General features: G+C 74.3%; 10 protein-coding genes. 8 read left to right on the top strand and 2 right to left on the bottom strand.

The window, feature by feature from the left end:
• Nucleotide 1: 1 nt before the first annotated feature.
• The 6 genes from AB0L21_RS05135 (at nt 2) to AB0L21_RS05110 (ending at nt 7,125) form a co-directional block, all read left to right on the top strand.
• Nucleotides 2–1,363 carry an O-antigen ligase family protein gene (locus AB0L21_RS05135; RefSeq protein ID WP_365699773.1) on the top strand — a complete coding sequence of 454 codons (1,362 nt, stop codon included), beginning with the start codon at nt 2–4 and terminating at the stop codon, nt 1,361–1,363.
• 211 nt (nt 1,364–1,574) lie between these two features.
• Nucleotides 1,575–3,452, top strand: a complete 1,878-nt coding sequence (locus AB0L21_RS05130) for a lipid II flippase MurJ (protein WP_365782304.1) — start codon at nt 1,575–1,577, stop codon at nt 3,450–3,452.
• A 61-nt stretch (nt 3,453–3,513) separates the two neighbouring features.
• Nucleotides 3,514–4,206, top strand: coding sequence for a polysaccharide deacetylase family protein (locus AB0L21_RS05125; protein WP_365782346.1), 693 nt, complete (start codon nt 3,514–3,516; stop codon nt 4,204–4,206).
• On the top strand, nt 4,203–5,351 hold the full coding sequence (locus AB0L21_RS05120; RefSeq protein WP_365782302.1) for a glycosyltransferase: 1,149 nt from the start codon (nt 4,203–4,205) through the stop codon (nt 5,349–5,351). Before AB0L21_RS05125 ends, AB0L21_RS05120 begins: the two co-directional genes overlap by 4 nt.
• Nucleotides 5,348–6,004: a lipopolysaccharide biosynthesis protein gene (locus AB0L21_RS05115; RefSeq protein WP_365782300.1), complete on the top strand. Its 657-nt coding sequence runs from the start codon at nt 5,348–5,350 to the stop codon at nt 6,002–6,004. The genes AB0L21_RS05120 and AB0L21_RS05115 overlap by 4 nt, the downstream gene beginning before the upstream one ends.
• A complete protein-coding gene (locus AB0L21_RS05110; RefSeq protein ID WP_365782298.1) occupies nt 6,001–7,125 on the top strand; it encodes a GNAT family N-acetyltransferase in 1,125 nt (374 codons plus the stop codon). Before AB0L21_RS05115 ends, AB0L21_RS05110 begins: the two co-directional genes overlap by 4 nt.
• Here the strand turns inward: AB0L21_RS05110 and AB0L21_RS05105 are convergent.
• Nucleotides 7,122–8,420, bottom strand: coding sequence for a glycosyl hydrolase (locus AB0L21_RS05105; RefSeq protein ID WP_365782296.1), 1,299 nt, complete (start codon nt 8,418–8,420; stop codon nt 7,122–7,124). The genes AB0L21_RS05110 and AB0L21_RS05105 overlap by 4 nt on opposite strands.
• Nucleotides 8,421–8,586: 166 nt before the next feature.
• Here AB0L21_RS05105 and AB0L21_RS05100 point away from each other — a divergent pair, with 166 nt between their 5' ends.
• A complete protein-coding gene (locus tag AB0L21_RS05100) occupies nt 8,587–9,843 on the top strand; it encodes an ATP-grasp domain-containing protein (RefSeq protein WP_365782294.1) in 1,257 nt (418 codons plus the stop codon).
• Nucleotides 9,843–11,114 carry an NAD(P)-binding domain-containing protein gene (locus AB0L21_RS05095; protein ID WP_365699759.1) on the top strand — a complete coding sequence of 424 codons (1,272 nt, stop codon included), beginning with the start codon at nt 9,843–9,845 and terminating at the stop codon, nt 11,112–11,114. The genes AB0L21_RS05100 and AB0L21_RS05095 overlap by 1 nt, the downstream gene beginning before the upstream one ends.
• 46 nt (nt 11,115–11,160) lie before the next feature.
• Here AB0L21_RS05095 and AB0L21_RS05090 read toward each other — a convergent pair whose 3' ends face one another.
• A complete protein-coding gene (locus tag AB0L21_RS05090) occupies nt 11,161–12,069 on the bottom strand; it encodes an LPXTG cell wall anchor domain-containing protein (protein WP_365782292.1) in 909 nt (302 codons plus the stop codon).
• Nucleotides 12,070–12,147 lie beyond the last annotated feature (78 nt).

Here is a 12,147-nt window from a genome sequence, read left to right as displayed (position 1 = left end):
GATGTCCCTCGCCCCGCCGCTCCGCCGCCCCGCGCGGTTGTCCCCGGTGCTGGCCGTGGTGGCCGTGGTCGCGCTGCTCGCGCTGCCGGTCCGCCCCGGCGGTGAGGGTGGCGCGGGCCCCGCCGACCTGCTGTCCGCGCTGGTCGTCGGCCTCTGCGCCGTACGCCTGCTGCGGACGCGCCGCCGCCCGCTGTCCCGCACGGCGGCGGTGGTGCTCGGCCTGCCGGTGGCCGGTCTCGCACTCGCCGCGATGAACGCGGTCTCTGCGGGCGCCGCGTTCACGGGCCTCGGCCGCTATCTGCAGGTCTTCGTCCTGGTCCCGGCCGCGGTCGTGCTGCTGATCCGGGACGGGCGCGACTTCCGGCTGCTGGCCTGGTCGTTCGTGGGCCTGGCGCTGTGGCAGGGAGCGGTCGGGGTGCACCAGTACCTCACCGGTACCGGCGCCTCCTACCAGGGCGAGGACATCCGCGCGGTCGGCACCTTCGGGCCGACGGACGTGATGGGTATGGCGATGGCGGTGTCCTTGGGGCTGGTGTGCGCGGTGGGCCTCGCCCTGGGCCGCTCCTCCTGCGGGGTGCGCGCGACCGCCGCGGGATGCGCCCTCGCCCTGCTCCCGCCCCTCGCCCTGTCCTTCAGCCGTGGCGCCTGGATCGCCACCGCCCTCACCGTCACCGCCCAGCTGGCGCTGGCCGGTCCGCGCCGGGCACTCAGGATCGGCGCGGCCACGGTGGCCGCGGGCGTGGTCCTGGTGGGCGGGCTCGGGGTGGGTACGGCGATGCTGCAGGAACGGATCGACAGCATCGCCCGGGTCACCGAGGCACCCGACCAGTCGGTCACCGACCGGTACACGATGTGGGCGGCTGCCGCCGGCATGTGGCAGGCGCACCCGCTGACCGGGGTGGGGCTGAAGGGCTTCCCCGAGTACCGCGACGGACACGCCTCCCTCGCGCTGTCGTCCGGCAGTGACACCGAGGGCGCGGGCGCCGCCTACCGCCGTCAGCCACTGCTGTCTCCGCACAACATGTACCTGCTGGTGCTCGGCGAGCAGGGCCTGACCGGGTTGCTGGGCCTCGTCGGCGGCTGGCTGGCCCTGCTGGTGTGCGGGCTGCGCGGGCTACGGCAGGTCCGCGCCGTCGGCGGGCGGGGCCTGGACTGCGCGCTGATCGGCTGCGGGCTGCTGGTCTGGCAGCTCGTCGACTTCGTCTACGCCGACATCGGGGGCCGGTCCACCGTGCTGACGGGGGTGTGCCTCGGCCTGGTCGCCTGGTGGGCGCTGGTGGGCGGCCCCGGGGCCGCCACCGCCGACAGCGCCACCGTGACGTCCGAGCGGGGAACGGTTCCGGGGGAGGCCGTCCTGCGATGACGGTGATGACGACCCCTGCCCCGGAGATCCTGACCGATCCGCCGGTACGGCGCACGGCCCAGCCGGCAGCGTGCGGCCCGGCCCACCTGACGGCTGCGGGCCAGGTCCTCACGCCGGTCCGTGGCGACGTACGCCTGCCCGGGCCGGGACCGGTCCGTGTGTCGGCGCGGGGACCGGCGGCGAGCCGGGTGCGGGACCGGAGGCAGGTGCGATGACGAGTCCCAGGACCGGCGGGGTACCGGGACCGGAATCCGGTGCGGCACAGGCGGAGACGGCCGCTCCGGCGCCGGGTGAGGAGGCATGCCCCGGCGGGGCCGGGCTGCCGGAGGCCCGCTCGGCCGTACAGGCCGCTCCCGCCCGGTCACGCGCCTCGACGGTGCCTCCCGCTCCGGCCGGTCCCCATGCCTCACCGGCACGCCCCGGCCCGGTGCACCCCGGCGCCTCGCCCCCGCCGCTCACCGCGGCCCCGCTCACCGCCCCGGGCGAGAGCGCCCGCGCGGTGTCCCTCGTCACCGAGGAGCCGCCGGTCACCAATCGGTTCCTCGCCAGGACCACGCTGGTCACCGCTTCCCTCTCCGTCGCGGCGGCGCTGCTGGGGCTGCTGCGGGACCAGTCGCTGGCGCGGCTGTTCGGGGCCGGGCAGGACACCGACGCCTTTCTGGTCGCCTGGACCGTACCGGAGTTCGCGGCCACGCTGCTCATCGAGGACGGACTGGCCTTCGCGCTGGTCCCGGCGTTCAGCAGGGCGTTGGCCCGACGTGCCCAGGGCGTTCCCGGGGACCCGGTCCGCTCGCTGGTCGCCGGGACGCTGCCCAGACTCACGCTGGCGTTCGCGGCGGTCGGCGCGGCGCTCGCGCTGGCCGCGCCGTGGTTCGTCGCGGCTCTCGCGCCGGGTCTGCCCGACCCGGCCCTCGCCGTGGACTGCACCCGGCTCACCGCGACCTGTGTGCTGAGCTTCGGCCTCGCCGGGTACTGCGGCGCGGCCCTGCGGGCCCACCGCCGGTTCCTGGCCCCGGCCGCGATCTACATCGCGTACAACACCGGCATCATCACGGCGATGTACGTCCTCGGCGGCCACTGGGGCGTGCGCTCGGCCGCGTTCGGTGTCGCGGCCGGCGGCTGTCTGATGGTGCTCGTCCAACTGCCGTCACTCGTCGGTCAGATGCGTGGCCGGCGCAGCCCGAGTGCCGCTCCGAAGGCCGTCACCGAGGTCCAGCCGATGGACGTGCCGCTGATGGCCACCGTGCTGCTGTTCGCGCTGTGCCGGCAGTCGCAGGTGCTGATCGAGCGGTTCCTCGCCTCCGGCCTGCCCGCCGGGGCGATCTCGCACCTGAACTACGCGCAGAAGGTCGCGCAGATCCCGATGACGCTGTCCCTGATGCTGTGCACCGTCACGTTCCCGCTGGTGGCGCGGGCGCTGGCCGACGGCGACACCGAGCGGGCCCGGGACCGGATGGAGCGGGATCTGGCGCTGGCCGCCCCTCTGGTGCTGTTCGGCGCCACGGCGGTCGTGGCCTGCGCCCCGCAGCTGATCGCCCTGTTGTTCCAGCGGGGGGCGTTCACCGCCGAGGACACCGCGGCCACCGCCGACGTGATGCGGGTCTACGCGCTCGGGCTGCTCGCCCAGACAGTGACGGGCGTCCTGGTCCGCTCCTACTTCTCCGCGGGACGCGCCACCTGGTACCCGGTCGGTGCGATGGCCGCCGGCATCCTGGTGACCTTCTGCCTCGGCGCCTGGACGGTCGGGGCCGGGCAGGTGACGGGGATCGCCGCCGCCAACGCCACCGGCATCACCGTCACCGCCGTCCTGCTGCTGGCCGGGACGGGGCGCCGCGGCGTGCCCATCCGGACCCGGCCCGTGCTGCGGGAGCTGAGCCGGCCGCTGGGGGCGGCGGTGGTCGCCGCGCCGGCCGGCGCCCTGGCCGCGGGCCTGCCCGCGACGCCGCTCGCCGGGCTCGCCGCCGGGGCCGCCACCGTGACCGTCGTTTTCCTTCTGCTCGGCACGGCCCTGGGTGTCCAGGGCTTCGCGCCCGCTTTCCGTCCCGTCCGCACCCTCGCCCGAAGGCTCGCCCATGTCCTCTTGCGTTGAGTCCCAGACCCGCACCGACTCCACGGCCGCCCTCAGATCCGGCCCGGTCCCGTGGATCGCCATGTACCACTCCGTCGGCGACTGCTCCGACGATCCGTACCGCGTCACGGTCAGCCCCGCCCGGCTGGACCGGCAGCTGCGCTGGCTGCGCGGACGGGGACTCAGGGGCGTGTCGGTGAACGAGCTGCTCGCCGCGCGGGCGCGCGGAGCCGGGCACAACCTGGTCGGTCTCACCTTCGACGACGGGTACGCCGACTTCCTGGACAACGCCCTGCCGCTGCTCGCGCGTTGGCAGTGCACGGCCACCCTGTTCGTGCTGCCCGGCCGGCTCGGCGGCGTCAACGCCTGGGACCCGCTGGGCCCGCGCAAGCCGCTGCTGACCGCCGACGGCATCCGGCGCGCCGCCGAGGCGGGCGTGGAGATCGGCTCCCACGGTCTCACCCACGTCGACCTGACCCGGGCCGACGACATCACCCTGAAGGCCGAGATCACCGAGAGCCGCGCCCTGCTGGAAGAGCTGACCGGCAGACCGGTGGCCGGCTTCTGCTATCCGTACGGCAGGACCGACCAGCGGGCCGTGAACGCCGTCCGGGAGGCCGGCTACGGCTATGCCTGCGCCATCGACCCCGGCGGCCTGTACGGGCCGCACGCCCTGCCGCGCGTGTACGTCGGCCAGAACGACGTAGCCGTACGGCTGTATCTGAAGCACCGGCTGCACCGGCTGCGCCGCCGTCCCGTCGAGGGGCGGCGGTGAAGGCACTGCACGTCATCACGGGCCTCGGGACCGGTGGCGCCGAGCAGCAACTGCGGCTTCTGCTGCGGCACTTGCCGAACCAGTGCGATGTGGTCACGTTGACCAGCCCCGGCCCGGTCGCCGACGGGCTACGGGCGGACGGGGTGCGGGTGGTGCACCTCGGCATGACCGGTAACCGCGACCTGGCCGCGCTGCCGCGGCTGGCCCGCATCATCCGGCGGGGCCGCTACGACCTGGTCCACACCCACCTGTACCGCGCCTGCCTGTACGGGCGGATCGCCGCCCGCATGGCCGGGGTCCGCGCGGTCGTCGCGACCGAGCACTCCCTCGGCGACACGCAGTTGGAGGGCCGGCCGCTCACCGCGGGCGTACGCGGGTTGTACCTGCTGGGCGAGCGGCTGGGCCGGGCCACGGTGGCCGTCTCCCGCACGGTCGCCGACCGGCTCGTCCGCTGGGGCGTGCCCGCGCCGCGCATCACGGTCGTACCCAACGGCATCGACCTGGCACGGTTCCGCTTCGACCCGGTGACCCGGCTGCGCACCCGTGCCCGCCTCGGACTGCCCGACGACGCGTTCGTCATCGGCGGCGTCGGCCGACTCGCCCCCGGCAAGCGCTTCGACGTCCTGATCCACGCCCTCGCCCGGCTCCCCGGCGACTGCCGGCTGCTGCTGGTCGGCGGGGGCAGCGAGGAGGGCGCCCTGCGCCGCACCGCGCGGCAGGCGGGGGTCGCCGACCGGGTGCTGTTCACCGGCGAGCGGCCGTACGTCCCCGACGGCTCGCCCGGACCCGACCTGCCCGCGCTGGCCGCGGCGATGGACGTGCTCGCCGCGCCGTCCCCCGAGGAGTCGTTCGGCCTGGCGGTCGTGGAGGCGCTCGCGGCGGGGCTACCGGTCCGGTACGCCTCCTGCCCCGCCGTGGAGGACCTGCCGCCCGAGGCCGCCCCGGACGCGCTGCGCGTCCCGTGCGACGCCGGCGCCTACGCCCGCGCGCTCGCCGAGGTCCGCAGGACCGGCCCCGGCCCCCGCACCGCCTGCGCTGCGGCCGGGCACTACAGCATCACCCACAGCGCCGACCGGCTCATGGACGTGTACGCCGCGGTGCTGGGCCCCCAAGTCCCGACCCGACAGGGAGTCAGTCCGTCATGACCGAGAACCATCCCCGGCAGCATCGCATCTCCTCCCTCTTCCGGGCCCGGGCCCTCCCGCCCTGGTCGCTGGTGGCGGCCGGCGTCCTCGCGGGCGGGCTGGTCGGCGGCGCGTACGGCGTGCTGAAGACTCCGACGTACACGGCGACCAGTTACGTCGTCGCCGTACCGACCCAGAAGTCCGACACCGCCTCCGCCCTGGGCTTCGCGCAGGCGTACGGCCGGGTCGCCACCCAGCTCGCGGTGCTCGACGACGCTCAGGTGCCGGCGGGAGTGTCGGTGCGCACCCTGCGCGACAACGTGCGGACCGCGACGTCGCCGGACGCCCCGATGGTCGCCATCTCGGCCAGTTCCGCCCGCCCGAAGCAGGCCGTCGCCATGGCCAACGCGGTCGCCCGTGCGCTGACGCGGCAGGCCAACCAGTCCAAGGCCGACACGCACGTGGAACTCCTGCTCTTCTCCCGGGCGGTGAAGCCGACCGCGCCGGCCTCACCCCCCGCGACGGTGACCGGCCTGGTCGGGGCGAGCGCGGGCGGGTTGCTCGGCGGCCTCGCCCTGGTGGTGCGGCCCGGGCGCAGGCCGGAGGAGGATCCCGCACACGCGCCCTCGGTGCCCGGCCCAGCCGTCGCCGCCGAAGCGCACGGCCAGCTGTGACGGCGACGTACACGGCGCACCCGGCGTACACCGCCGAACTCGTCAGCGACGAGGACGCTTTCGCCGCGCTGGGCCCCGCCTGGGAGCGCCTGCACGAGCGGTGCGCCGCCGCGACCCCGTTCCAGAGCCATGCCTGGCTGCACTCCTGGTGGCTGTCGTACGGCCGGCCCGGGCGGCTGCGCCTGGTGCTGGTCCGCGCCGGCGGTGAACTGGTGGCCGCGGCACCGCTGATGCTGGTCCGCCGGCCGCTGCCCGCGCTGGTCCCGCTCGGCGGGCCGATCAGCGACTACGCCGACGTGCTGCTGGACGACGCCGACGGCGAGCGCGCGGCCGGCGCGCTCACCTGCGGGCTGGCGGAGGCGGCACGCTCGACGCTGATCGATTTCCGCGAGGTGCGGCCGGGCGGTGCGATCGAGCGGGTCTACGACCGCTGGCGCGGGCCGCGCCGCGCCGTCCGTGACTCCCTGGGCCTGGAGCTGCCCGCCGTGACCATGGACGGGCTGGTGGCCCGGCTGCCGTCGCACAGGGCCCAGCGGGTGCGGGCCAAACTGCGCAGGCTGGACGCGCTGGGCGTGCGGCGGCGGGCGGTCGGGCCGGAGGAAGTGGACGCGGCGCTCGGCCGGTTGCTGGAGCTGCACCGGCTGCAGTGGCAGGGACGGAAGGTGACGGCCGAGCACGTGCGTCCGCGGTTCCGCGAGCATCTGGTGCGCGCGGTGGGTCCGATGGTGCGCTCGGGGAACGCGGTGATCACCGAGTTCCGGATCGACGGCGAGGTGGTGGCCGTCGACCTGACGCTGCTGTCGCGGAACATGGTCGGCTGCTATCTCTACGGCGCCCATCCACGGCTGCGTGAGCGCAAGGCGGACGTGGCGGTGATGCTGCTGGAGGCGTGCGCCGAGAACGCCGCCCACGCCTGCGCCGGCGGTCGGGGCACGCTGAGCCTGCTGCGCGGCGATGAGCCGTACAAGCACCACTGGCGTCCCGAGCGGGTTGCCAACCAGCGGCTGTTGCTGGCCAGGCGGCGCACCGCCCCGCTGTTGACAGCCGCGCTGTGCGACGCGGCCGCCCGGCAGCGCGGCAAGGAGGTGCTGCACCGATGGAGGGACCGCCGTCAGGGCTAGCGGGTGCGCGACCACCCGTCGGGGCGGACGCAGATCCTTCGGCCGAGGTGGTGTGCGACCCAGTCGCCCAGGTTCAGCGACAGGCACGTGGCCGGGAACTTCAGGGTGGGCGTGGCAACCGCCGCGTTCGCCGGAGTCGTGGCCGGCGTGGGATTCTGGAGCACCGGGGCCGGCTGATCGCCAAGGCCGTACAGGGCCGCCCGGTAGAGCGCCGACGCCCCGGGGTTGTCCGGGCACTGCCACACGCCGTGCGGGCAGTAATCGGTCAGCGTGTTGTACAGCGGTTTGTGCTCGCTGATCCAGCCGAGCATGCGCCGCATGTACTCGGTGTTGTCACCGTTACGGAAGAGCCCCCATTCCGGGTAGGAAATGGGCTTGCCGTGGGATTTCGCGAAATCCACGTGCTGCTGGAGGCCGTAGGGTTCCCTCACCTGCTCGTCGAAGGAAATACCTGCCGGCTGGTCGTAGGAATCCATGCCGACGATGTCGACCGTGCCGTCCCCCGGATAGCACGCGGTCCAGGGAACGGCGTCCCAGCCCCGGCTCGGCGCGAAGTCGAACCGGAATTCCTGGCCGGGCACCGAACGCATGGTGGTGACGATCCTGTTCCAGTACGCCTTCCAGGCCTTCGGGTCGGGACCGCAGCGATGGGTGTAGGTGGTGCCGTTCATCTCCCAGCCGAGCACGATCACCGTGTCCGGGACGCCCAGCTTCACCAGCCGCTCGGCCAGGACCCGGAAGTGGCGGTCGAACGCGCCGAACGCGGCCAGCCGCAGCAGCCGGCGCACCTGGGCGTCGCTCAGGTGGTCCTCGTTGTGTTCTTGCATCGGCACGTTGAGGACGAGCGTCCGGTCGGCCTTCTCGCGCCGCCACTGCGCCCAGGGATCCAGGAAACCGGGCGGGCCTTCGATGTCCCGCCAGCTGTTGCCGGGGAGGTAGGTGTGGGCGACCTTCAGCTCGGTCCCGCCGAGCCACTGGCTCAGCTCGGTGATGCGGGCCACGCCGCGGGCGCCGGAGCCGAGGAAGGCACCGAAGGGCGGGGTGCCGGCCCCGGTGTGCGCCGTGGTGGCCGACGGCGCCGGCGTCACCGTCGCGGCGGGTGCGGCGGGTGTGGCCGGTGCGGCGGTGGCCGATGTGGCCGACGCCGCTGTGGTCGGCGCGGGAACGGGAGGGCCGGCGGCCCGCCACACCCCTGTCGCGGTTCCGGTACCGGCCGCCAGGGCGATCGACGCGACGACCGCCGCCACGACCACGGCCAGACGCCGGGAGCGGTCCCGTCGCTGCTGTGGAGCCATGCCTGCACCCTTCTCCGCTGGACTGCTGCGCTCTCCCCTGCATTCCTCTTATAGACACACAGTCATATCTATATGAATTTTGCCAGTGCGGTTACGGCTTTCAGACGGGCCGGAACCATCGCACGGGTGAATCACCCGCCACGACCGACCACGAGGAGGAAAATCCGTGTCGCTACTGGACATCCGGGTCCCCGCCGTGTTGCTGCGGATCGACCGGAACCCTTTTCACCATGGAACGCTGGGAGCCGTGCGCTCGCTCGGCAGAGCGGGAGTCGAGGTGCACCTGGTAGCGGATTCCGCGGGAAGTCCCGTATCCCGCTCGCGTTTCCTGCGTCACCTTCACGCCCCGCCACCGCCCGGGGCCGGCCCGCGCGACATCACCGACACACTGCTCAAGCTGGCCGAGCGCATCACGCGGCCCGCCGTCCTGGTTCCGCTGGACGACGCCGGCGCGATCGCCATCGGCCGCATGCGCGGGGAACTCGCGTCCTCCTACCTGCTGCCCGCCATGCCGGGCGTGCTGCCCGAGCACGTCGCCGACAAGGCCGGCCTGGCCACCGTGTGCGCCTCCGTGGGCATCCCGCATCCGGAGACACTGATCCCCGACAGCCCGGCGCAGGCCGCCGCAGCCGCCCGGCGGCTGGGCCTGCCGATGGTGGCGAAGTGGAGCCGTCCCTGGCTGCTGCCGCCCGGCAGCGGACTGCGCAGCACGGTGCTGGTGGGCTCCGCCCGGGAAGCCCGGGAGCTGTACCTGCGCACCGGCCAGGCCGGCAACACGCTGCTGCTGCAGAAGTACCTTCCGCCGGGCCCCGACCGCGACTGGTTCTTCCACGGGTACACCGATCAGTGCGGCACCGTGCGGGCGGGCGGCTCCGGCCGCAAGCGACGGGCCTGGCCCCGCGCGGCGGGACTGACGGCGGTCGGTTGCTGGACGCCCAACGCCCAGGTGCGCGCGCTCGCCGAGCGACTCACCGGCGAACTGGACTACCGGGGCGTGTTCGACCTCGACTTCCGGCGCTGCGCCACCACGGGCCGTTACCACTTGCTCGACTTCAACCCCCGCCCCGGCGCCCAGTTCCGGCTGTTCTCCGACACCGACGGGCTGGACGTCGTACGCGCCCTGCACCTGGACCTGACACGCCGTCCACTGCGGGAGGGGGCACCACAGGCGGGGCGGGAGTTCGTGGTGGAGAACTACGCGCCGCTCGATGCGCTGCGACCGGCCCCACGCGGGCGCGAACTGGCCTGGTACGCCCCGGACGACCCGGCACCCGGCCGGGCGATGTGGGCCCTGTGGTGCCGCCATGTGACCCACCGGCTGCGGGAGCGGCTGCGCACCGCCGCGACGGCTCCCGCTCCACCGCCCGCGATGCACCGGGCGGCCGATCCATCCCTGACCGACGAGAAAGCGAGCAGTTGCTGATGTACGACCTTCTGGTAGTGGGCGCCGGCCCCTACGGCCTGTCGATCGCGTCGCATGCCGCGGCCGCCGGGCTGAACCTGCGCATCCTCGGGCGCCCCATGGCGGCCTGGCGGGACCACATGCCCCGCGGCATGTTCCTGAAGTCGGAGCCGTGGGCCTCCAACCTCGCAGACCCCGAGAGACGCTGGCGTCTGGACGCCTACTGCGCGACACAGGGGGTGACGGCACGCCATGCCGAGCCGATCCCGGTGGCGATGTTCGCCGCGTACGGCCTGTGGTTCGCGTCCCACGCCGTACCCCCGGTGGACGAACGGACGGTGAGCCGGCTGACCGCCCGCCAGGGCTGGTTCGAGGCGGTCACCGAGGACGGGGAGGTGCTGCGCGCCCGTACCGTGGCGCTGGCGGTCGGCCTGATGCCGTTCGTGGAGGTGCCGTCCGCACTGCGCGGACTGGACCCCGCGCTCGTCTCGCACAGCAGCCACCACAGTGACCTCGGCCGCTTCCGCGGCAAGGACGTCACGGTGGTCGGCGGCGGCCAGGCGGCCCTGGAGACCGCCGCCCTTCTCGCCGAACAGGGCACGCGGGTACGGGTGCTGGCCCGTGCCGAACAGCTGCGCTGGAACGACGTGCCGCCGCCGTTGCGGCGTCCCTGGCGGGAGTCGGCCCGCGCCCCGCACAGCGGTCTCGGCTGCGGCTGGCGCAACTGGTTCTACGCCGAGTGCCCGGGCCTGTTCCACCGTCTCCCGGAAACGACCCGGGCGCGCATCGCGTCCACCGCGCTCGGCCCCGCGGGCGCCTGGTGGGTACGGGACCGGGTCGAGCCCGCGGTCGAACTACTGCTCGACCGCGAAGTCGGCTCGGCCCAGGCGATTCCGGGCGGGGTGCGGCTGGAGACGGTGAGCCGACGCGGGCAGCGCCTCTCCCTGGAGACGCAGCACGTGATCGCCGCCACGGGCTTCCGGGCGACCGTGGACCGCCTCGCCCTGCTCTCCGCCGAACTGCGCGGGAGCCTCGCGACCACGGCGGAGGGCGCCCCCGTGGTCGGGCGCTCCTTCGAGTCCTCGCACCCCGGCCTGTTCCTGGCAGGCCTGCTGACCGCCTCCGCCTTCGGCCCGGCCATGCGTTTCGTCCACGGCGCGACTTACACGGCCACGACACTGGTGCAAGGGGTGCGCCGCCGGCTGGACACCCCGGCACCGGCCGGAACGGTCCCAGCACCGGCACCGGCGGCCTGGGTACGCGCCGAAGTACCGTCCGTGGCACGCTCCTGACGGAGGCTGCGGGTGCCGGGCGTGGTCCGGTACCCGCAACGGCGCACTACCGGCGGGCTGCGGTCCGGCCTCGCCGGTACAGGACGACGCCACCGGTCGTCAGCAGCGCGGCCACGCCCGAGGCCATGAACGTCAGGTCCCCCGCACCGGTGCGGGGCAGGGAGGGTGGCTGCGCCGGCGGTGACGCCGGCGTGCTGGGCGGGGTGGCCGGCTGCGTCGTGGGCGGGGTCTTCGCGGGCGGCGTCTTCGTGGGCGGCGTCTTCGTCGGCGGGGTCTTGGTGGGCGGGGACACGGGCGGCGTGCTGGGGGGAGTCGTGGACGGCGTGTCTCCGTAGCCCACCTCGGTGCCGTGCACATGGACACCGCTTGAGGCGTTGCCGTCCCCTCGGCCGAGGAAGCCGCCGTCCAGACCGTCGCCGCCCCCGCGACCGAGGAAGCCGCCGCCCAGTCCGTTGCCGTCGCCGTGCCCCGGGAGGCCGCCGTCCAGACCGTTGCCGTCGCCGTGCCCCGGGAGGCCGCCCTCCCGGCCGCCGCCATGACCGGGCGCCGGGGCACTGCCGGCCGTGCCACTGCCGTCAGCTCGCACCGGGACGCCGTCAGCCGTGTCGTCCTCACCGTAACCGGCAGCACTGGCGTGAGCGGTGCGGTTGCTGCCGGCGCCGCGCGGCCGGCTGTCACCGTGTGCGGCGCCGCGCGCGGTGCGGGGGTTCGTGCTGGTGTTGCAGGACTTCCCCGTGGACGCGTCGGGCTCGGCGCTCAACCGGAGGGAGTCGGCACAGCTGCCCTCGACGTGGTCCACCGGAACATCGGGGACGGCGTGGCCGGACGGACCGCCGAGGGGGCCCGCCGGAGCCGCCTCGGTGTGCGAGCTCGCGAACGCCGGGATGACGTACAGCGACAGGATGCTCGTCGCGGCGCCGGCCACGACCATTCCCCTGCTCAGGTTCTGTCGCATTCTGGTCGTCTTTCTGATCGAGGAAGGGGGAGGTCGGGGCGGACTTCGGGTCGGGCCTGACGTGCTGCTGCCGAATGA

This window comes from Streptomyces sp. NPDC052721 (assembly GCF_040678315.1).
GTDB lineage: Bacteria > Actinomycetota > Actinomycetes > Streptomycetales > Streptomycetaceae > Streptomyces.
This window is presented reverse-complemented; position numbering and strand designations above follow the sequence as displayed.